The following is a 20,633-nucleotide window of genomic DNA, read 5'->3' as shown; positions in this document are numbered from 1 at the left end:
CGGTCAGCGGACGCGCCGGGGCGGCGGCGGGCCGCCCGCCGCCAGCGGGGAGCGCGCCAGCTCCAGACAGCCCACGGCGATCAGGGCGACGCCGGTCAGCGTGGGCAGCAGCCACCAGCCGGTGCGCAGCGTCTCGCCGAAGAGCGTCACCCCGTACACGACGCTGACCAGCGCGTCGCCGAGGGTCAGCATCGGCTGGGAGGCGGCCAGCGAACCGGCCTGGAGGGCGTTCTGGAGCAGGAACAGCGACCCCACCCCGGCTGCGCCCGTGGCATAGAGCTGCCAGCAGGCCAGCAGCGCGGCCGGGCCTCCGGGGTCGAGGCGGGCCACGGCGTCCTTCATCAGGGCGGCGGTCAGCGCGTATCCGATGGCGGCCGCGAGGCCGAGGAGCGCGGCCCTGGCGTTGCCGCGCAGCCGTAGCGACCAGACGATCAGACCGGCCTCGGCGGCCCCGGTGAGCAGGAGCGCCGGGATCCAGGCCGTCCCGGCCACCCGCTCGCTGCCGCCGCCCGGCGCGGCGGCGGCCATCCCCAGGGCGAGACCACAGGTCACGGCGGCCACGCCGGACCAGGCGGAGCGGGGCAGCCGGACACGGAAGAGGCAGCCGGCGATCAGCAGGGTCGCGGGCAGCTCGATCACGAAGATCGGCTGGACCACGGAGATCGGCCCGGTGCCGAGCGCCACCGCCTGGCAGACCGCCGCGACGAGCACCAGCCCGATCCCGGCCAGCCACACCTTCTGCCGCAGCAGCCGGGCGATCAGCGAGAACCGCATGGCCTCGGTGTCGGGGACGGTCGCGGCGGCGCGGCGCTGGAGCACCGAGGCGGAGCCGTTGCTGATCGCGGTCAGTACGGCGAACAGGACGCTGATCACCGGCCCATCATGCGGGCGACGGCGCCTCCTGCCGCGCTCCGGCCCGTCCCGCCGGGGCCGAACGGGTGAGGCCGTTCAGCGGGCGCCCGTCGCGCGGCGCAGCACCTCGGCGCCCAGCCGGTGCGCGCCGTCGCGGGTCTCCGGGGCGAGCAGGGAGGTGAGGACCGGGCCGCCCGCCGCGAGATGCCGGTCGTACGGCAGGACGACGACCGCCACCCCGGTCTCCTCCAGATGCCGGACGGCCGTCCGCACCCCGATGTTCGCCTCGGGGGAGGAGACGGTGAGCACCACGACGGTGCTGGTCAGCACCGGACGTGGCAGACCGGCCATCCAGTCGAGCACCGCGCGGGTGCTGCTGACCCCCTCCAGGGTGGCGGGCGCGACCAGCACCCGGGCGTGCGCGGTGTCCACGGCGGTACGGGCCAGCTCGCCCGGCAGCGTCTCGCAGTCGACGACCGTCACGGCGAAGTGGCGCCGCAGCGCCGCCATGACCTGCCGGTACGCGGGGATGGAGAGCGGGGCGCCGATCCGTCCCTGGCTGCCGGGCAGCAGCCAGCCGCCCTCCAACGGGACCAGATAGCCGGTGAGTTCGGTGAGCCCCATCGACGGCTGGAGGATCTGGGCCAGATCCGCGCAGCTCCAGCGGACGGACTCGGCCCCCAGCCGGGTCGGCAGCGTGCCGAGCGCGGCGTCCGCCTCGACCGTGACGACGGGGTCCTGGCGGTAGTGGTTGAAGGTGCGGCCGAGCAGCGCCGTCACGGTGGTCTTGCCCGCGCCGCCGCGGATGCTGGTCACCGCGATCTGCCGCCCGGTCGTCACCGGCAGCCGCAGCTCCCCGGCGATCCGGGCCTCCTGGGCGGTGTCGCGCCCCGCCGAGCCGAGCAGCGCGCGCGCCGCCCGCGTGGAGCGCCGTACCAGCGACTCCCCGTGCCGGGGTCTGCCCACCGCCTCGGCCAGCGAGGGCGCGGTGACGGGCAGCGACTCCCGCGCGGGAACGGGGTTCCGCTCCACGGCCCGGGGCGGGAGCGGTGGCCGAGCGGGTACGGGTGCGGGCGGCGCGGTCCGTTCCGCGGCCAGGACCGGCACCGGCGCCAGGGGCGGACCGGCCGGGGCGTGGGGTGTCTCACGGTGCCAATCCGGACCGGACATATCGGATCCCCCTCTGGGCTGTTGCGGCCGTACGGCGAGCGGAGCGGCGGTCTCCCGGCCGAATTCGATCGAACCTACCATCGGGTCCGCGCGCTGACACTCCCTCACCGCCGGGTGCGGCGGGCGCCGGTAGAGTCACCGCCCGTGCCCCGCAGACACCGGACCCCGCCGCCCTCCCCGCTCCCCCAGCGCGACGGGATCGATCCGGTACGGCTGCGCCTGCCCCCGGATCCCGACGGGGTGTGGGGGTCGGTGCGGGACCATCTGGTGGCGCGGTTCGGGGCGGCCATCGGGGTGGCGCGGGTCGACGCGATGCTCCGGGAGGGGCGGTTCGCCGCGGCGGACGGTCCGGTGGGGGCGGCGGATCCGTACACGGCGGGGCGGTACGTCTGGTTCCACCGGGACTTCGCCGCCGAGGAGCGGGTGCCGTTCGAGGTCGGGGTCGTGTACCGGGACGAGCGGATCGTCGTCGCCGACAAGCCGCACTTTCTCGCCACCACCCCGCGCGGGCGGCACATCACCGAGACGGCGCTCGCCCGGCTGCGGAGCGGGCTCGGGCTGCCGCTGCTCCAGCCCGCGCACCGGCTGGACCGGCTGACGGCGGGGCTGGTCCTGTTCGTCGTACGCCCGGAGGACCGGGGCGCGTACCAGACGCTGTTCCGGGACCGGCTGGTGCGCAAGGAGTACGAGGCGGTGGCCCCGTACGACCCGGGGGTGGCGCTGCCCGTCACGGTACGGAGCCGGATCGAGAAGGAGCGCGGGGTGCTGGCGGCCCGCGAGGTGGCCGGGGAGCCCAACGCGGAAAGCCGGATCGAGCTGCTGGAGCACCGGGCCGGGCTCGGCCGCTACCGGCTGCGGCCGACCACCGGGCGCACCCATCAACTGCGGGTCCATATGAACGCGTTGGGGCTCCCCCTCCTGAACGACCCGCTGTATCCGGTCGTTCGGGAGGAGGAGCCCGACAGCTACGCACGGCCCCTGCAACTCCTCGCGAGGGCGCTGGAGTTCACCGATCCGGTAACGGGTGTGCCGTACCGTTTCGAGAGCCGGCTGCGGCTGGCTCAGTGGCCGCGCTGAATCCACTGGGCCAGCTGCGGCGATTCGGCACCGATGGTGGTGCTGTCGCCGTGTCCCGTACGGACGGCTGTCTCCGGCGGCAGGGCGAAGAGCCGGTCGCGGATCGAGTCGATGATCGTCGGGAAGTGCGAGAACGACCGTCCGGTGGCGCCGGGGCCGCCGTGGAAGAGCGTGTCGCCGGTGAAGACCGTCGACAGCCCGGGGGCGTAGAGGCAGACCGCGCCCGGGGCGTGGCCGGGGGTGTGCAGCACGGTCAGTTCCAGGCCGCCGACCGTGAGGGTCTGGCCGTCGGCCAGCTCGCCGTCCGGGAGCCGCTCGGGGTGGGTCTGCTTCCACAGCGGCAGATCGTCCGGGTGCAGCAGTACGGGCGCGCCGGTGGCGGCGGCGAGCGCGGGGGCCGCGTCGATGTGGTCGTTGTGCGCGTGGGTGCAGACGATGGCGCGCAGCGTACGGCCGCCGAGCGCGGCCTCGATCGCGGCGGCGTCGTGCGCGGCGTCGATGACGATCGCCTCGGAGTCGTCACCGACGATCCAGACGTTGTTGTCGACGTCCCAGTCGCCGCCGTCGAGCGAGAAGGTCCCCGAGGTGACGAGGTGATCGATGCGGACCGCCATCAGAACTCCACCACCGAACGCAGGACATCGCCCTCGTGCATCCGCGCGAACGCCTTCTCGACATCGCCGAGGCCGATGGTCTCGGTGACGAAGGCGCCGAGGTCGATACGGCCCTGCTGGTGCAGGTCGATGAGCATCGGGAAGTCGCGGGACGGCAGGCAGTCGCCGTACCAGGAGGACTTGAGGGAGCCACCGTGGCCGAAGATGTCGATCAGCGGCAGCTCCACCTTCATCTCGGGGGTGGGGACCCCGACGAGGACGACGGTCCCGGCCAGGTCGCGGGCGTAGAACGCCTGCTTGTACGTCTCCGGGCGGCCGACCGCCTCGATGACGACGTCCGCGCCGAAGCCGCCGGTCAGCTCCTTGATCGCCTCGACGGCGTCGGTGGAGCGGGAGTTGACGGTGTGGGTGGCGCCCATCGTCTTCGCCGTCTCCAGCTTGCGGTCGTCGACGTCGACGGCGATGATCCGGGCCGCACCCGCCAGGCGCGCGCCGACGATCGCCGCGTCACCGACACCGCCGCAGCCGATGACGGCGACCGTGTCGCCGCGGCCGACGTTGCCGGTGTTGATGGCGGCGCCGATGCCCGCCATCACACCGCAGCCGAGCAGTCCGGCGACGGCCGGGGAGACGCTCGGGTCGACCTTGGTGCACTGGCCGGACGCGACGAGGGTCTTCTCGGCGAAGGCGCCGATGCCGAGCGCCGGGGACAGCTCGGTGCCGTCGAGCAGGGTCATCTTCTGCCGGGCGTTGTGGGTGTTGAAGCAGTACTGGGACCGCCCGCGCAGACAGGACCGGCAATTACCGCAGACCGCACGCCAGTTGAGGATGACGAAGTCGCCGGGGGCGACATCGGTGACACCTTCGCCGACCGACTCCACCACACCCGCGGCCTCGTGGCCGAGGAGGAAGGGGAAGTCGTCGTTGATCCCGCCCTGCTTGTAGTGCAGATCGGTGTGACAGACCCCGCACGCCTGGATCTTCACCACGGCCTCGCCGGGTCCGGGGTCCGGCACGATGATCGTCTCCACCCGCACCGGCTCGTTCCTACCGGGAGCGATGACCCCTTGTACCTGCTGCGCCATGACAGGACCTGCCTTTCCTCACACCTCGAACGGTTCGTTCTCCCCCACTATCCCGTGCCGACGGGGGTGCCGGACACAGCGGTGTGGATCAGTGGCCAAGTCGGGGGCCAGAAAGTCCAGTTCGCGCAGGGCTCCCACGGCGATCTCCCGGGTCAGTTCCTCCGCGCGGACGGCGTCGCCCCCGCGGATCGCCTCGGCCACCCCCACGTGCAGGGTCACGGCGGCCGGGTCGGGATCCTCGAACATCACCTGGTGGCGGGTGCGGCCGGTGAGGACCTCGGCGACGACATCGCCGAGCCGGGCGAACATCTCGTTGCCCGACGCGTTGAGCACCACCCGGTGGAAGGCGATGTCATGGACCAGATACGCGTCGAGCCTGCCGCCCCGGGAGGTGGCGACCATCCCGAGCGCCCGCTCGGTGAGGGCCGCGCACTGCTCCGGGGTGGCATGGCGGGCGGCGAGCCCGGCGGCGACCGGTTCGACCGCGGACCGCAGCGTGGTCAGCGAGCGGAGCTGACGAAGGCGGTCGGTGCCCGCGAGCCGCCAGCGGATGACACGCGGATCGTAGACGTTCCACTCCTCGGTGGGGCGTACGGTCACGCCCACCCGGCGCCGGGACTCCACCAGCCGCATGGATTCGAGGACCCGGACGACCTCGCGGACGACCGTACGGGAGACGTCGAAGCGCTGGGCCACCTCGTCGGTCCGGACCACGCCGCCCGGGGGGTACTCGCCCGCCGTGATGGCGAGACCGAGGGTGTCCAGCACATGGATGTGCAGGCCACGGCCTTGTGCGGGCGTCGGGTCAGCGGTCATGGGATCAGGGTACGGGGCCCATCCGCCCCCGGAATAAGTACGACGTTTCAGTACGACCCCTTGAATAAGTCATACCTCATGGGCTTCAGTAGCGCGACGAACCGATGTCGAGGAAGACAGCGAGGCAAGCGATGAGCACCCCCCACGTCGTCGTGGTGATGGGCGTAGCAGGCACCGGCAAGACCACGATCGGGCGTCTGCTCGCCGAGGCGCTGGGCGTGCCGTACGCCGAGGGCGACGACTTCCACCCCCCGGCGAACATCGCCAAGATGTCCGCCGGCACCCCGCTCCAGGACGCCGACCGGTGGCCCTGGCTGGACGCCATCGGGGCCTGGGCGCACAGCAGGACCGGGCTCGGCGGGGTGGTGAGCGGCTCCGCGCTCAAGCGGGTCTACCGCGACCGGCTGCGGGCCGGGGCGCCCGGTGTGCTCTTCGTCCACCTCACCGGCGACCGGGCGCTCGTCGAGCGGCGGATGGCGGCGCGTCAGGGGCACTTCATGCCCACCGCGCTGCTGGATTCGCAGTTCGCGACCCTGGAGGAGCTGGGGGCCGACGAAGCGGGCGTGGCCGTGGACGTCTCCGGCACCCCCGGGGAGACAGCCGCACGGGCCGTCGCCGCGCTGCGCCGGCTGGAAGGCTGAAGCCCGCGTGGCCTCCCTGAGCGGTGTCGGGGTGCCGGCAGCGGGCGCGGCCGAGCCGATCACCTCGGCGGGCGACCCGCGGCTGGGGCTGGCGGTGATCGGCGGGATCGCCGTCATCGTCCTGCTGATCAGCCTCTTCAAGCTGCACGCCTTTCTGGCCCTGACGCTGGGCTCGCTGGCGCTCGGCGCCTTCGCGGGCGCCCCGCCGGACAAGGTGATCACCAGCTTCACCTCGGGTCTCGGTTCGACGGTCGCGGGGGTCGGTGTGCTGATCGCCCTCGGCGCGATCCTCGGAAAGCTGCTCGCCGACTCCGGTGGCGCCGACCAGATCGTCGATACGATCCTGGCGAGGGCGGGCGGGCGCGCGATGCCCTGGGCGATGGTGCTGATCGCCTCGGTGATCGGTCTGCCGCTCTTCTTCGAGGTCGGCATCGTGCTGCTGATCCCGGTGGTGCTGCTGGTCGCCAAGCGCGGCGACTACCCGCTGATGCGGATCGGGATCCCGGCGCTGGCCGGGCTCTCCGTGATGCACGGGCTGATCCCGCCGCACCCCGGTCCGCTGGTCGCCATCGACGCCCTCGACGCCGATCTCGGTGTCACGCTGGCGCTGGGGGTGCTGGTCTCCATCCCGACGGTGATCATCGCGGGCCCGCTCTTCTCGCGGTACGCGGCACGCTGGGTGGATCTGCCGGTGCCCGAGAAGATGGTGCCCACGCGCGGCTCGGACGGTCCCGACACCCGTCCGGGCTTCGGCGCGACCGTCGCCACGGTGCTGCTGCCCGTGGTGATGATGCTCGGCAAGGCGCTCGTCGACATCGTCGTGGACGATCCGGCGCACCCGGTCCAGCGGGTCGCCGATGTCGTCGGTTCGCCGCTGGTGGCGCTGCTGGCCGCCGTGCTCGTCGGCCTCTTCACGCTGGGGCGCGCGGCCGGGTTCACCAAGGACCGGATCTCCTCGACCGTCGAGAAGTCGCTCGGTCCGATCGCGGGCGTACTGCTGATCGTCGGCGCGGGCGGCGGCTTCAAGCAGACGCTGATCGACTCCGGGGTGGGGCGGATGGTCCTGGACGTCTCCAAGGACTGGTCGATCCCGGCGCTGCTGCTGGCCTGGCTGATCGCGGTCGTGATCCGGCTGGCCACCGGTTCGGCGACGGTGGCGACCATCTCCGCCGCCGGTCTGGTCGCCCCCCTCGCCGCGGACATGTCCACGGCCCGCGCCGCGCTGCTCGTGCTGGCGATCGGCGCGGGCTCGCTCTTCTTCAGCCATGTGAACGACGCCGGGTTCTGGCTGGTGAAGGAGTACTTCGGGATGAGCGTCGGGCAGACACTCAGGACCTGGTCGGTGATGGAGACCCTGATCTCCGTGGTCGGGATCGTCGTCGTGCTGCTGTTCTCACTGGTGCTTTAGCGACGCCCACCAGCAACGTACGGGCCGGCCGGGTCACTCCTCCATCCAGTGGGGGTGCTCCCGCTCCGCCCATCCGCGTTCCACCGACCCGGTGCGCATCCCGCGCCGGGCCTCGGGGTCCGCGTACGCCTTCGCGATATGGCCGAGGAGTACGACGCCGATGGCGAGCGCCAGCCAGTCGTGGACGAAGGTGGCGCTCGTCCGCCAGATGAGCGGGGTGAGTCCGGTGAACCACATCATCAACCCGGTGCCGAGCATCACCAGGACGGCGCCCGCGATCCAGCCCGCGTAGATCTTCTGCCCGGCGTTGAACTTGCCCGCGGGACGGGCCTCGGGCCGGTGGTCCCGGCGGACGGCCGACCGCAGCCACCGCGTGTCGTACGGCAGGAACCGGTTCAGCCGGCGCAGATCCGCCCGGAGCGCGCGCGAGAAGAGACCGAGCAGTACGGGTACGGGCAGGAGCAGCCCGGACCACTGGTGGACGGTGGTCACGAGCGCCCGGCGGCCGACGAGTTCGGCGAGGAACGGCAGGTAGAGACAGGCGGCCGTCCCCACGCACAGCAGCATCAGCACCCCGGTCACGCGGTGCGTCCAGCGCTCGGCGCGGGTGAAGCGGCGGCGGTCGCGGCCGGTCCCGGGGCCGGCGGGCCCAGCGCCTGTCGGGTGGCCTCGACCGGGTAGCGGACGCGGTCCGGTGCGCCGCGCTCGCTCCGCCTCGGCGCCTGGTTTCGTCCTCCGGATGCCGAGCGCGCTTCCGAGGCGGAGGAGGGAGTCGACGCGGAGCGTCGGTGACCGACGACGACGCCGGATGGGGGCACCCCCGGCCGGAGGCCGGGGGGAGTGCGCGCCGGGCCGCCGACCCGCCGCCCGGTCAGAGGTCATCCGACAGGCTCCGAGACGGTGGGGTGGTCGTCGCGGCCGTTGGACCGGCCGACCCAGGCGTCGATGTCATAGCCACGCTCCTCCCAGTAGCCGGGGCGGACGTCGGAGGTGACGGAGATCCCGGAGAGCCATTTCGCCGATTTGTAGAAGTACATCGGCGCCACATAGAGCCGGACCGGGCCGCCGTGCGCGTGTCCGATCGGCTCGTCCCGCATCGTGAGCGCCACCATGACATCGGCGCGGCGGGCCTGCTGGAGGGTGAGGCTCTCGGTGTACGAGCCGTCGAAGCAGGTGAAGCGGATCGCCCTGGCCTCCGGCCGTACCCCGGCCGCGTCGAGCAGCCGGGAGAGCCGGACACCCTCGAAGGGGGTGTCCGGAACGCGCCAGCCGGTGACGCACTGGACGTCGTGGACGATCCGGGTCTGCGGGAGCCGCCGCAGCGCGTCGAGGGTGTAGGTGGCGGGCCGGTCGACCAGTCCGTCGATCTTCAGCCGGTAGGTGTCCGGGCCCTTGCGGGGGACGGTCGCGGTGACCGAGTAGTAGCGGAAGCCGCCGCCGTTGGGCAGCAGTCCGGTCAGCCCGGTGGGGTCCTGCTCGGCGGCCGCGCCGAGGAACCCCTCGAAACCGGTCTGGAGGTAGGGCGCGGTGACCAGCCCCGCGGCTCCCAGCCCGAGCATGGAGAGCACCAGCCGACGGCCCACCGGGATGCCCTCGGGTTCGCCCGGTGTCTCCCCGGGCTCGTTTCCTTGATGGTTCACCTGGTAAATAGAACACCCGTGGCCACCGGAAATCAGCGGCCACGGGTGTTCGTCACATTTTCAGCCGGCTTTCCGTCCGGCGAACGGCGACGGGCGTCGGACGGACGTCAGACCGTGGTCTTCTGCGCCTCGGTCTTCGCGCCCCTCTCCAGATCCAGCTGGAACGCCTCGTTGCCGAGCCCGATCCGCGCGTGCACCTCGGGCTTGACGGTGCGCAGGATCAGTCCGTACACCAGCCCGCCCGCCAGCGCCAGACCGATGATCGCGGGCAGCACCCAGCTCAGCACCGAGCCGGGGCCCGCGCCGATCAGCAGGTCGAAGTCCCTGATGGTGAAGACGACGATGGCCAGGAGCGCGACGATCGCCAGCGCGGAGGAGACCAGCCGCGGGGCATGGGCGCGGGCCGCGCCGCGCTTGACGAAGAAGACGATGACGGCGCAGGAGGCCGCGGCCATCAGCAGGATGATGCCGAGCGCGCCGACGCTGCCCATCCAGGTGAAGAGCCGCAGCACGGGCGCGGTCGGGTCGCCGATCGGCTTGTCGTCGGTCAGCGCGAAGGCGGCGATGGCGCCGACGGCGATCACCGACTGGAGCACGGAACCGGAGGCGGGCGCCCCGCTGGACCTGGTGGTACGGCCGAAGGTGGCCGGCAGCAGACCCTCGCGGCCCATGGCGAAGGCGTAGCGGGCGACGACGTTGTGGAAGCTGAGCAGCGCGGCGAACATGCCGGTCACGAACAGGACGTGCATCAGGTCCGCGAAGGCGGTGCCGAGACGCGCCTCGGTGAGAGAGAAGAGCAGACCGGGGCCCTGCTTCGCCGACTCCGCGACGATCGAGCCGGGACCGGTGGCCACCGTCAGGGCCCAGGCGCTGAAGGCCAGGAACAGCGAGGCGTAGGTGACCGCCAGGAACATCACCCGGGAGACGACCACATGAGGGCGGCTGGTCTCCTCCGCGTACACCGGAGCCGCTTCGCAGCCGACGAAGGCGGCGACGCAGAAGCAGAGCGCGGTGCCGAGGCCCGCACCGGTGAGGCTGGAGGGATCGAAGGCCGCCATGGACAGGCCCTGCGGGCCCGGGTTCGCGACGGTGGCGATGTCGAAGACCACGACGAGGAAGCACTCGATGGCCAGCAGGATGCCGAGGACCTTGGCGTTGAGGTCGATCTTCAGCCAGCCGAGCACACCGATGATCGCGGCGGTGGCGAGGGCCGGGATCCACCAGGCGACGGAGATGCCGAGATAGGTGGAGAAGAGACTGGAGACTTCGAAGCCGAGCAGTCCGTAGACGGCGAACTGCATGGCGTTGTACGCGACGAGGGCGAGGACCGAGGCACCGGCGCCCGCGGTCGGGCCGAGGCCCCTGGCTATGTACGCGTAGAACGCGCCGGCGTTGTGGATGTGCCGGCTCATCTCCGCGTACCCGAAGCTGAACAGCACCAGGACGACGCCGAGGATGAGGTAGATCAGGGGCTGACCGACGATGCCCATCACCCCGAAGATGGTGGGCATGACACCGGCCACGACCAGCATCGGAGCGCTCGCGGCGATCACGGAGAGCAATAGGCCCAACGTGCCGAGCCGGTTCGCGCGCAGTGCGCGTTCCTGCCCCTTGTACGTGTTGATCTCACTCGTACTCGATCTGCCCGTCGACATGACAGGTGGGTCCTTTCGGATTTCGTTCCTACGGAGCCGCTCGTGCAACGCGGAGCCGTTCTCAGACGGAACCGAGCGCGGCGTTGCGCGCGGCGACAAAAGCTTTGTGCGGGTGCCGGTCGGGGAACGACCAGGGGGCCGGGGTGACATGCCGGCCGATGCGCTGGAAGAGCGCGGCGGCCTCGGCGATCCGCCCGTTGTGATACTGCGCGTGGGCCAGGAAGTTGAGGTCGACGCGGTTGCGCGGATGCTCCCCGGTCTCCCACTCCAGCCACCAGTCGAAGGCGGCCTTCAGCACCTGCTGGGCACGGCGCCCGGTCCAGTGCTCCGAGGAGCCGGGGTCGGCGGGCACATGCCCGGCAGCCGCGAGGACGCGGTAGCGCTCGGCGTGGGCGACGACCGGGAGGATGGCGAGCGGCGAGTCGGCGGGGGCCTGTTCGGCGGCCCAGGACGCGAAGTCGTAGACCTCGTGGAGGGGGTCCGTGCCGTCGTCGGGCCGTCGTTCCGCGAGCCGCGCCGCCATCAGGTGGTGGGCATGGTGATGTTCGGGGTGGCGGGTCCTGACCTCGTCGAAGAATCGCGAGGTCTCCTCCTCCGTACCGAGGTTACGGGCCAGCAGCAGCAGGCTCAGCCAGGGCGTGGGGTCGGCGGGGGCCCGTCTGATGGCCTCCCGGCAGGCGTCCCGCGCCCGCTGCTCCTTCTCCTTGCCCCGCAGTACGGCCATGGTGTGGGCGCAGGCCAGCAGCGTGGCCCCGTCGACGCTGCCCGGCTCGATCACCAGCCAGTCGCGGGCCCAGGCGACGGCGCCCGGGGCCTGGGCGAGAGCGACGACCCGGTGCCCTCGCCGGTCCCAGTCGTCGCCGGTCTCGGCGAGCAGGGTACGCGCCTCGGTCCAGCGGCCCTGGGCCAGCTGGTCTCGTACCGAAGCCAGTTCGGCGTCGTCCAGGGCCGGATCGAAGAAGTGGTCCGGGCTGGAGCCTCGTCTTCTCAGACGGCCGAGGGGTGGTGGCGGAGGCGGGGACATCCGCGGTTTCCCTCCAGGGGCACTTTTCCATGAGCGATGATCGCGGATCAGCAAACCGTTAGCCAACACTTCGCGTCAAGGCCTGCTTGGTGACAGTTCTGCCAACACTCCATAGGGACAATTAAGTTGTCTCCTGCCAAAGATCCCGACGGGATCGTATAATCCCGCCCGGACCTCGGAGTTGACCACCCGGACCTCGGAGTTGACCACCCGGACCTCGGAGTTGACCGGCGGGACCTCGGAGTTGACCGGCGGGGTCAGCCGACCGCTCTGGCCGCCGCGCGGCCCGCCGTACGGCCGGAGAAGATACAGCCACCGAGGAAGGTGCCTTCGAGCGCGCGGTAGCCGTGCGCCCCGCCGCCGCCGAAGCCGGCCGCCTCGCCCGCCGCGTAGACACCCGGCAGCGGGTCGCCGCCTGCCGTGAGGACCCGGGAGGACAGATCGGTCTCCAGCCCGCCGAGGGACTTGCGCGTCAGGATGTTCAGCCGTACGGCGATCAGCGGGCCCGCCTTCGGGTCGAGGACGCGGTGCGGGGAGGCCGTACGGATCAGCTTGTCGCCCAGATAGTTGCGGGCGCCCCGGATCGCCGTGATCTGGAGGTCCTTGGTGTACGGGTTGGCGATCTCCCGGTCGCGCGCGACGATCTCGCGGCGCAGCGCGGCCTCGTCGATCAGCGGCTCGCCGCCGGTGAGCGCGTTCATGCCGCGGACGAGCGCGCCCAGCTCCTTCTCCACGACGAAGTCGACGCCCTTGTCCATGAACGCCTTCACCGGCCCCGGGACATCGGCGCGCGCCCTGCCGAGCACCTCGCGGACCGATCTGCCGGTCAGGTCGGGGTTCTGCTCGGAGCCCGAGAGCGCGAACTCCTTGCCGATGATGCGCTGGTCGAGGACGAACCAGGTGTACTCGTACCCCGAGCGCATGATGTGTTCCAGCGTGCCGAGCGTGTCGAAGCCCGGGAAGAGCGGCACGGGCAGGCGCTTGCCGCGCGCGTCCAGCCAGAGCGAGGAGGGGCCCGGCAGGATCCGGATGCCGTGCCGCGCCCAGATGGGGTTCCAGTTCTCGATGCCCTCGGTGTAGTGCCACATCCGGTCGGAGTTGATGTGGTGGGCGCCGGCCTTCTCGGCGATGCCGAGCATCAGCCCGTCGACGTGCGCGGGCACCCCGGAGAGCATCTTCCGGGGCGGGGTGCCGAGCCGCTCGGGCCACTGGGCGCGCACCAGGTCGTGGTTGCCGCCGATGCCCCCGGAGGTGACGATCACGGCCTGGGCCCGGAACTCGAACGCCCCGGTGACCGTACGGCTGCTCGCGGTGCCGCGCGCGGCGTCGCTCGGCTCCAGCGTCTCGCCGCTCACGGTGTCGACGGTGCCAGCGGTGTTGCCGAGCCCGGTGACGCGGTGCCGGAAGCGGAAGGTGACCAGCCCCTTGGCGACGCCCTCGCGCACCCGCCGCTCGAACGGCTCGACCACCCCGGGGCCGGTCCCCCAGGTGATGTGGAAGCGGGGTACGGAGTTGCCGTGCCCCAGGGCGTCGTACCCGCCGCGCTCCGCCCAGCCCACCACCGGGAAGAACCGCATGCCCTGCCCGTGCAGCCAGGCCCGCTTCTCACCGGACGCGAAGTCGACGTACGCCTCGGCCCACTTGCGCGGCCAGTGGTCCTCCGCGCGGTCGAACCCCGCCGTGCCGAGCCAGTCCTGAAGGGCCAGCGCGCGGCTGTCCTTGATACGGAGCCTGCGCTGTTCGGGCGAGTCCACCAGGAACAGTCCGCCGAAGGACCAGTGCGCCTGCCCGCCGATCGACCGCTCGGGCTCCTGGTCGAGGACAATGACGGAGCGGCCCGCGTCGACCAGTTCGGCGGTGGCCACGAGGCCCGCGAGGCCCGCCCCGATCACGATCACATCAGCGTCGTACGCCATGGCATCCATCCTTCTGGGGTGCGAGCGGGAGTGCGCGTGTCCGAATCTTCCGTACGCGCGAGTAACGAGTCAACCGATGAGACAGGCGGGTTGAATTGATGAACACGACCGACCGTCCGACGCCCGGTCCAGCCTCGGATCCCGCCACCGAGATCCTCGATGTCGTCGACGAGGACGACCGGGTGACCGGGCAGGCGCCCCGCGCCGAGATCTACGCCCGGGGGCTGCGTCACCGGTGTGTCTTCGTGCTGGTGAGGGACGGTCAGGACCGGATCTTCGTCCACCGCAGAACGGCCGGGAAGCTGGTCTTCCCCTCGCTGTACGACATGTTCGTGGGCGGGGTCCTCGGCGCGGGCGAGAGCTACGGCGCGGCGGCGCTGCGCGAGGCGGAGGAGGAGCTGGGTGTGTCGGGGCTGGAGCCTCCCGTACCGCTGTTCCCGTTCCGGTACGACTCCCCGGACGGCGCCTTCCGCGAGAACGCGTACGTGTACGAGGTCCGCTGCCCGCTGCCGGTCTCGCCCCAGGTGGCGGAGGTCGCCTGGCACGCGTTCCTCCCGGAGGCGGAGGTCGAGCGGCGGCTCGCGCCCGGCCCCGGCCGCTGGGAGTGGGTGCCGGACGGAATCGCCGCGTACGAGCGGCTGAGAGCGCTGCGCGCGGAGGGCCCGGGGCGCGCGTAGGGTCGGACAATATGATGGATCTTGTACGGAACCTGCGGCTGTGGTTCGCCCCCCGACGCGTCGGCGAGGAGGGCGAGACCCCGGACTACCGGTTCTCCCTCGCCAACGAGCGCACCTTCCTGGCCTGGATCCGTACGGCGCTGGCGCTGGTCGGCGGCGGGTTCGCGGTCGACCAGTTCCTGCCGGACCTGCGCTGGGGCGTCCGGGTCGGGATCGCGGCGGCGCTCCTGGCGGCCGGAGCGCTGTGCGCGCTGCGGGCGGTCAGCCACTGGGTGCGCTGCGAGCGGGCGATGCGACGCAAGGAGGATCTGCCGGTCTCCCCGTTCCCGACGCTGCTGAGCCTGGCGGTGGCGGCGGTCGCGGTGACGATGCTGGTGATCGTGGCGCTGGGCCGGACAGGCTGATGACCTACGGAGAGGACTCCGCCAAAGACCCCGGCCTCCAGCCGGAGCGCACCCGGCTGGCCTGGCGGCGCACGACCCTGACCTGCACGGTGGTCACCATCCTGGCGTTCCGCAGCATGCTCCGCGGCGACGCCACCCCCGCCGGCCTGACCGCCGCCGCCCTGGGCGTCCTGCTCTGGCCGGCCTTCCTGTCCGTGGCCCACCGCCGCGCCCTGGCCCTGCGAACACCTCGCCCGCCCCGCCTCCCGACCACCATGGCGGCGGCCATGGCGGTATGCACGGTGTCCCTGGCCGTCTGTGCGATCGCGGTCACGGTCACGCGGTAGCGGCGGGGCCCGGCAGGTCCTGGGTCAGCCCATCGTCACCACGACCTTGCCGCCCGCGCCGCCCGCCTCGGTGAAGCGGAAGGCTTCCGCCGCCTCTTCCAGGGGGAAGGTCCTGGCCACCCCGACCGTGATGATGCCCTGTTCCGCCAGGGCCGCCAGCGCCGCCAGGTCCTGGGTGTCGGCTCGGGCGAAGGCGTACGCGCCGCCCAGGCCGATGACCTCGCCGTCCGCGATGGAGGCCAGCCGGCCGCCGGGGGCGAGCAGGGCGGGGGTGGCCCGCAGGATGTCGCCGCCGATGATGTCGAACGCCGCGTCCACCCCGTCCGGTGCCAGCGCGCGCACCTGGGCGGCCAGTTCGGCCGGGTCCGCCCCGTACCGTACGGGCTCGCCGCCCAGCGCGCGGATGTGTTCCTGGCCCGACTCGCGGGCCGCGCCGATGACGCGGGCGCCGAGGTGCCGGGCGAGCTGGACGGCGAGCGATCCGACCGCTCCGGCCGCCGCGTGGATCAGGACGGTCTCCCCCGCCCGTACCCGCAGCAGCCGGTTGAGCACCTGGTACGCGGTGAGCCCGACCAGCGGCAGCCCGGCCGCCTCGGCGAAGCTCAGCGCGCTCGGCTTGCGGGCGAGGGTACGGACGGGCGCCGCGACCAGTTCGGCGAAGGTGCCGCGCGACAGGAAGTCCTCCCGCACATAGCCGATGACCTCGTCCCCGGCCTCGAACTCGGTGACGGCCGCCCCGGGCCGTACGACGACCCCCGAGACGTCCCAGCCGGGGATCACCGGGAACACGGTCCCCAGGATCCCGTCGAGATAGCCCTCGCGGCACTTCCAGTCGACGGGGTTGACGGCCGCGGCCCGTACCTCGACCAGTACGGCGTCGGGACCGACCTTGGGGTCGGGGCGCTCCCCGTACTCCAGGACTTCGGGGCCGCCGAACCGGCGGTAGCTGATGGCCTTCATCCTCCGACACTCCGGTGTCCGGGCTCTCCGCGCAAACGGACGGCGCGCGTCCGCCGTGCGCGGGACGGCGGAAGATAATGGGGGGCGATGGTCCGCGGGCCGCCGTCGACTGGCAGGCTCAAGGCGACCATTCTTCCCTGACCAGGAGTGTTCCGATGTCTGCCACCGATCCGTACACCGTCCGCCTCACCCCCGAGGTGCACGCCTATGTCCAGCCGGACGGCGGCTGGTGCCTCAACAACGCCGGTTTCGTCAGCGACGGGGAGTCGACACTCCTGATCGACACGGCGGCCACCGAGCGGCGCGCGCTCGCGCTCAAGGAGGCGGTCGTGACGGCCGGCGTCCCGCTGCCCCGTACCGTCGTCAATACGCATCACCACGGCGATCACACCTACGGCAACGGTGTGTTCGTGCCGGAGGCCACCGTGATCGGCCATGACGCCTGCCGCAGCGAGCAGGACGCGGCCGGGCTCCAGCTGCATCAGATGTGGCCGCAGAACGACTTCGGCGACATCCGGATCGTCACGCCGACCGTCACCTACAGCGAGCGGCTCACCGTGCATGTCGGCGGGATCGAGATACAGCTGATCCATCCGGGTCCCGCGCACACCGTGGGCGACTCGATCGTGTACCTGCCGGGGCAGCGGATCGTCTTCACCGGCGACCTGATCTTCCAGGGCGGCACCCCGTTCGTCCCGATGGGCTCGCTGCGCGGCTCCCTGCGCGCGCTGGAGCTGCTGCGCTCGCTGGACGCGACCGTCGTCGTCCCCGGGCACGGGCCGATCACCGACCCCTCGGCGTACGACGTGACGGAGCGCTATCTGCGGTACGTCGCCGAGGTGGCCGCCGAGGGCCATGCCAAGGGGCGGACGCCGCTGGAGACCGCGCGGGGCGCGGACCTCGGGGAGTTCGCGCAGTGGCGCGAGAGCGAGCGGCTGGTGGCCAACCTCCACCGGGCGTACGCGGAGCTGGACGGCCGGCCGGAGGGCTCGCCGCTGAACCCGGTCGCCCTCTTCGGTGACATGACGGTGATGAACGGCGGCGTCCCGGTGGCCTGCCACGCCTGACGGCCGCAGGGCGACAGGCACGAGAAGCGGCACAAGAAGGCATAACCGCACAAACACGGCACCGGCACAGGTGGCCGCGCCAGGCACTGGACTCCATACCGACCGGTCGGCATCATGGGGGCGACCACGCCCACGCCCAGGGAGGTACGACCGATGAGCCCAGTCACGCCACCGGGACTCGACACCGAACGGCTGCGCGGCCATCTCGACCGTGTGCTGCCCGGTCTGGCGGACGGCGCGCTGGACGCGCGGCTGATCGAGGGCGGCCGGTCGAATCTGACGTACTCCGTCACGGACGGCACCAGCCGCTGGGTCGTCCGCAGACCGCCGCTCGGCCATGTGCTGGCGACCGCGCACGACATGCGGCGCGAGTACCGCGTGATCGAGGCGCTGCACCCGACCGCCGTGCCGGTGCCCGCGCCGCTGCTGCTGTGCGAGGACGCGTCGGTGCTCGGCGCGCCGTTCTACGTCATGGAGTACGTGACGGGCACGCCGTACCGCACGGCCGAGCAGCTCGCGCCGCTCGGTCCCGAGCGCACCCGGGCCGCCGTCCTCTCGCTCGTCGACACCCTGGTCGAGCTGCACGCCGTCGACCCCGGGGCAGTCGGCCTCGGGGACTTCGGCAGGCCGGACGGCTTCCTCGACCGGCAGCTGCGCCGCTGGGGCAAGCAGCTCGACGCCTCCCGCGACCGCGAGCTGGCCGGGATCGACGAGCTGCACACCTCGCTCGGCCGCGCGCTGCCCCGCTCCCCCGCGCCCACCGTGATCCACGGCGACTACCGGCTCGACAACGTCCTGCTCGGCGAGGACGACCGGATCCGCGCGGTGCTCGACTGGGAGATGTCGACACTCGGCGACCCGCTCACCGATCTGGGGCTGCTGGTCATGTACAGCGCCCCACTGGATGTCGCGGGCTCCCCGATCAGTACGACGGCGGGCGCCGCGGGCCACCCCTCGCCCGGCGAGCTGATCGAGCGGTACGCCGCGGCCTCCGGCCGGGACACCTCCGCCCTCGCCTGGTACACGGCCTTCGCCTGGTTCAAGCTCGCCGTGATCCTGGAGGGCATCCACTACCGCTACACCCTCGGCCAGACCCTGGGCTCCGGCTTCGACCGGATCGGCGACCTCGTCCCGGTCTTCATCCAGCACGGCCTCACCACCCTCAAGGAAGGCTGAGTACCCCCATGGACTTCGCATTCGACGCCCGCACCGAGGAGCTGCGCGGCAGACTGCTCGCCTTCATGGACGAGCGGGTGTACCCGGCCGAGGCGGTCGCGCACGAGCAGCGCCAGGAGCTGGCCAGCCCCTGGGACACCCCCGCGATCGTCCCGGAGCTGAAGGCCGAGGCGCGCGGCCGGGGGCTGTGGAACCTCTTCCTCCCCGACGCGCGGTACGGCGCCGGGCTGACCAATCTCCAGTACGCGCCGCTCGCCGAGATCACCGGCCGCTCCCCGCACCTGGCCCCGACCGCGCTGAACTGCGCGGCCCCGGACACCGGGAACATGGAGGTGCTGTCCCAGTTCGGCTCCGAGGAGCAGCGCGAGCAGTGGCTGGAGCCGCTGCTCGCGGGCGAGATCCGGTCGGCGTTCGCGATGACCGAGCCGGAGGTCGCCTCGTCGGACGCGACGAACATCAGGACCCTGATCCGGCGCGACGGCGACGAGTATGTGATCACCGGCCGCAAGTGGTACATCTCCGGGGCGATGAACCCGGACTGCGCCGTCTTCATCGTGATGGGCAAGACCGACCCGGAGTGCGCGGACATCCGCCGCCAGCAGTCGATGATCCTGGTCCCGCGCGACACCCCGGGGCTCGAAGTACGCCGCGCCATGCAGGTGTACGGGTACGAGGACCACTCCCACGGGGGCCATGCCGAGGTCGTGTTCCACGATGTCCGGGTGCCCGCCGCGAACCTGGTCGGCGAGGAGGGCGGCGGCTTCGCCATCGCGCAGGCCCGGCTCGGTCCGGGCCGGATCCACCACTGCATGCGGCTGATCGGGATGGCCGAGCGGGCGATCCAGCTGATGTGCGAACGGGCCGTGTCCCGTACCGCGTTCGGGAAGCCCATCGCTCAGCAGGGCGTCGTCCAGAACTGGATCGCGGACGCCCGGGTGACGGTCGAGCAGCTGCGGCTGCTGGTGCTCAAGACCGCGTGGCTGATGGACACGGTCGGCAACCGGGGCGCGCACACGGAGATCCAGGCCATCAAGATCGCCACGCCGCGCGCGGTCGTCGACATCATCGACTCGGCCGTCCAGCTGCACGGCGCGGGCGGGGTCAGCCAGGACTTCCCGCTGGCCGAACTCTGGGCGTCGGCGCGGACCCTGCGGCTCGCGGACGGCCCCGACGAGGTGCACCAGCGGTCGCTGGCGCGGCGGGAGCTGAAGCGGTACCTCTGACACGCTCTCACCCTGCCGAGGGGGGCCGGGCTTCGGGCGAGGGCGGTGGGAGCAGGCCGAGGGACTGGGCGCGCATCACGGTGGAGAGCCGGTCGCAGGTGCCCAGCTTCCGGTAGATGCCCTCGATGTGTTTGTGCGCGGTACGCGGCGAGATGTGCAGCCGGTGGGCGATCGCGGTGGCGGGCATCGCCTTCGCCAGCAGGGCCAGCACGGCGAGCTGACGGGGAGTGAGCCCCACCTCCGCCGCGCGCTCGGCCGGGGCCACCGCCGCGCCCGCGCCGGGCGCCTCGCAGGTGGCGGCCGTACGCCACCGCTCCAGGGCCCGGTAGTGGCCGTCGATGCCGATGAGCAGGGGCTGGACCCGGCGGGCGTAGGCGATCTCCTCGGCGGTGAAGTCGTCCTGGGCGTGGTGGAGCACGAAGCCCCGGGCCACCCCGGCGGGCGCGGGCAGCGGGATGCCGAGCATATGGGCGCCCAGCGTGGACCGGGCCAGCCGGTGGCTCCTGCTGCGCAGCCAGGCCCGCTTGCCCATGATCTGGCTCGCCGAGAGGGGGGTGCGGTCCTTGGCGGAGGTGTAGTGGGCCACGAGGGGGTTGCCCGCGTGGATCTGGCGGACCGTCAGGGCGTCGAGATAGTCCTGCGCGACCGTGAACCGCGACTTCCAGGCCAGCACCCGGCCGGTGCGCTCCGCGTAACGCGCCTGGGTCAGGGAGACCGCCTGCGCGTGCATCCCCCGGGCCAGCTCGGCCAGGACCAGGTGCCAGGCGGGCTCCGGGTCGGTCCGCTCCAGGACGGAGACCGCGAGATTCAGCATATGCGCGTAGTCGCGCCACAGCCCGGTGCTCATCTCGACCCCTGTCACCCCGGCCTCCCACCCGACGGTCCGTGACCGTACGCACGGA

The 20,633-nt window shown here is 72.2% G+C and carries 20 protein-coding genes and 1 pseudogene; 9 read left to right on the top strand and 12 right to left on the bottom strand.

The genetic code is table 11. From position 1 onward, the window contains the following. Window positions 1-3 precede the first annotated feature (3 nt). Window positions 4-873, bottom strand: coding sequence for a DMT family transporter (locus tag ACIP8W_RS23915; RefSeq protein ID WP_401950248.1), 870 nt, complete (start codon window positions 871-873; stop codon window positions 4-6). Between the two features lie 75 nt (window positions 874-948). Then, complete coding sequence (locus ACIP8W_RS23910) at window positions 949-2,022, bottom strand: MinD/ParA family protein (protein ID WP_402153925.1); 1,074 nt, start codon at window positions 2,020-2,022, stop codon at window positions 949-951. Between the two features lie 144 nt (window positions 2,023-2,166). On the opposite strand from ACIP8W_RS23910, the gene ACIP8W_RS23905 reads away from it, so the two are divergent. Continuing rightward, window positions 2,167-3,099 carry a pseudouridine synthase gene (locus ACIP8W_RS23905; RefSeq protein WP_402204532.1) on the top strand — a complete coding sequence of 311 codons (933 nt, stop codon included), beginning with the start codon at window positions 2,167-2,169 and terminating at the stop codon, window positions 3,097-3,099. Here ACIP8W_RS23905 and ACIP8W_RS23900 read toward each other — a convergent pair. The 3 genes and pseudogenes from ACIP8W_RS23900 to ACIP8W_RS23890 form a co-directional block, all read right to left on the bottom strand. Beyond that, complete coding sequence (locus ACIP8W_RS23900) at window positions 3,084-3,713, bottom strand: MBL fold metallo-hydrolase (protein WP_401950256.1); 630 nt, start codon at window positions 3,711-3,713, stop codon at window positions 3,084-3,086. The two genes, ACIP8W_RS23905 and ACIP8W_RS23900, sit on opposite strands and share 16 nt — an antisense overlap. Next, complete coding sequence (locus tag ACIP8W_RS23895) at window positions 3,713-4,798, bottom strand: S-(hydroxymethyl)mycothiol dehydrogenase (RefSeq protein WP_401950259.1); 1,086 nt, start codon at window positions 4,796-4,798, stop codon at window positions 3,713-3,715. Before ACIP8W_RS23895 ends, ACIP8W_RS23900 begins: the two co-directional genes overlap by 1 nt. Window positions 4,799-4,900: 102 nt before the next feature. Beyond that, a pseudogene (locus ACIP8W_RS23890) lies at window positions 4,901-5,614 on the bottom strand (FadR/GntR family transcriptional regulator); the annotation flags it as partial. A gap of 131 nt (window positions 5,615-5,745) precedes the next feature. On the opposite strand from ACIP8W_RS23890, the gene ACIP8W_RS23885 reads away from it, so the two are divergent. Both ACIP8W_RS23885 and ACIP8W_RS23880 read left to right on the top strand, forming a co-directional pair. Beyond that, window positions 5,746-6,255, top strand: a complete 510-nt coding sequence (locus ACIP8W_RS23885) for a gluconokinase (RefSeq protein ID WP_402204529.1) — start codon at window positions 5,746-5,748, stop codon at window positions 6,253-6,255. Window positions 6,256-6,262: 7 nt separating this feature from the next. Further along, window positions 6,263-7,663: a gluconate:H+ symporter gene (locus tag ACIP8W_RS23880; protein WP_402204527.1), complete on the top strand. Its 1,401-nt coding sequence runs from the start codon at window positions 6,263-6,265 to the stop codon at window positions 7,661-7,663. A 33-nt stretch (window positions 7,664-7,696) separates the two neighbouring features. Here the strand turns inward: ACIP8W_RS23880 and ACIP8W_RS23875 are convergent, their stop codons facing one another. From ACIP8W_RS23875 to ACIP8W_RS23855, 5 genes are all read right to left on the bottom strand, one after another. Continuing rightward, window positions 7,697-8,230, bottom strand: coding sequence for a cytochrome b/b6 domain-containing protein (locus ACIP8W_RS23875; protein WP_401950480.1), 534 nt, complete (start codon window positions 8,228-8,230; stop codon window positions 7,697-7,699). Between the two features lie 311 nt (window positions 8,231-8,541). Continuing rightward, on the bottom strand, window positions 8,542-9,222 hold the full coding sequence (locus ACIP8W_RS23870; RefSeq protein WP_401950483.1) for a molybdopterin-dependent oxidoreductase: 681 nt from the start codon (window positions 9,220-9,222) through the stop codon (window positions 8,542-8,544). A gap of 188 nt (window positions 9,223-9,410) precedes the next feature. Continuing rightward, window positions 9,411-10,958 (bottom strand): APC family permease, encoded by a 1,548-nt coding sequence (locus ACIP8W_RS23865; protein WP_401950267.1) that lies wholly within the window; start codon window positions 10,956-10,958, stop codon window positions 9,411-9,413. 61 nt (window positions 10,959-11,019) lie between these two features. Further along, window positions 11,020-11,982: a hypothetical protein gene (locus tag ACIP8W_RS23860; protein WP_401950270.1), complete on the bottom strand. Its 963-nt coding sequence runs from the start codon at window positions 11,980-11,982 to the stop codon at window positions 11,020-11,022. A 257-nt stretch (window positions 11,983-12,239) separates the two neighbouring features. After that, the gene (locus ACIP8W_RS23855; RefSeq protein WP_401950273.1) at window positions 12,240-13,898 is read right to left on the bottom strand and encodes an FAD-binding dehydrogenase; all 1,659 of its coding nucleotides are present in this window, start codon (window positions 13,896-13,898) and stop codon (window positions 12,240-12,242) included. A 98-nt stretch (window positions 13,899-13,996) separates the two neighbouring features. Between ACIP8W_RS23855 and ACIP8W_RS23850 the strand changes: the two genes are divergently transcribed. Genes ACIP8W_RS23850 through ACIP8W_RS23840 form a run of 3 tightly spaced genes read left to right on the top strand, consistent with a single transcriptional unit; the run spans window position 13,997 to window position 15,305 of the window. Next, entirely contained in the window at window positions 13,997-14,575 is a 579-nt protein-coding gene (locus ACIP8W_RS23850) for an NUDIX domain-containing protein (protein ID WP_401950275.1), read from the top strand. An 11-nt stretch (window positions 14,576-14,586) separates the two neighbouring features. Then, window positions 14,587-14,979 carry a YidH family protein gene (locus ACIP8W_RS23845; RefSeq protein WP_401950278.1) on the top strand — a complete coding sequence of 131 codons (393 nt, stop codon included), beginning with the start codon at window positions 14,587-14,589 and terminating at the stop codon, window positions 14,977-14,979. Next, window positions 14,979-15,305, top strand: coding sequence for a DUF202 domain-containing protein (locus ACIP8W_RS23840; RefSeq protein ID WP_402204524.1), 327 nt, complete (start codon window positions 14,979-14,981; stop codon window positions 15,303-15,305). Before ACIP8W_RS23845 ends, ACIP8W_RS23840 begins: the two co-directional genes overlap by 1 nt. Before the next feature lie 24 nt (window positions 15,306-15,329). On the opposite strand, the gene ACIP8W_RS23835 is transcribed toward ACIP8W_RS23840, so the two are convergent. Next, a complete protein-coding gene (locus ACIP8W_RS23835) occupies window positions 15,330-16,265 on the bottom strand; it encodes an NADP-dependent oxidoreductase (protein WP_401950284.1) in 936 nt (311 codons plus the stop codon). Window positions 16,266-16,420: 155 nt separating this feature from the next. Between ACIP8W_RS23835 and ACIP8W_RS23830 the strand changes: the two genes are divergently transcribed. The 3 genes from ACIP8W_RS23830 to ACIP8W_RS23820 all read left to right on the top strand — a co-directional run bounded on the left by ACIP8W_RS23830 (window position 16,421) and on the right by ACIP8W_RS23820 (window position 19,731). After that, a complete protein-coding gene (locus tag ACIP8W_RS23830) occupies window positions 16,421-17,332 on the top strand; it encodes an MBL fold metallo-hydrolase (RefSeq protein WP_401950288.1) in 912 nt (303 codons plus the stop codon). Between the two features lie 153 nt (window positions 17,333-17,485). Continuing rightward, a complete protein-coding gene (locus tag ACIP8W_RS23825; protein WP_402204522.1) occupies window positions 17,486-18,508 on the top strand; it encodes a phosphotransferase family protein in 1,023 nt (340 codons plus the stop codon). An 8-nt stretch (window positions 18,509-18,516) separates the two neighbouring features. Then, window positions 18,517-19,731, top strand: coding sequence for an acyl-CoA dehydrogenase family protein (locus ACIP8W_RS23820; protein ID WP_401950293.1), 1,215 nt, complete (start codon window positions 18,517-18,519; stop codon window positions 19,729-19,731). Window positions 19,732-19,738: 7 nt separating this feature from the next. Here ACIP8W_RS23820 and ACIP8W_RS23815 read toward each other — a convergent pair whose 3' ends face one another. Further along, window positions 19,739-20,578, bottom strand: a complete 840-nt coding sequence (locus ACIP8W_RS23815) for a LuxR C-terminal-related transcriptional regulator (RefSeq protein ID WP_402204520.1) — start codon at window positions 20,576-20,578, stop codon at window positions 19,739-19,741. Window positions 20,579-20,633: the final 55 nt, after the last annotated feature.

Origin of the sequence: Streptomyces sp. NPDC088554, from assembly GCF_044752945.1 — a bacterium.
Classification (GTDB): Bacteria; Actinomycetota; Actinomycetes; order Streptomycetales; family Streptomycetaceae; genus Streptomyces.
The sequence above is the reverse complement of the archived record's forward strand: the minus strand, read 5'-3'. Positions and strand labels throughout refer to the sequence as shown.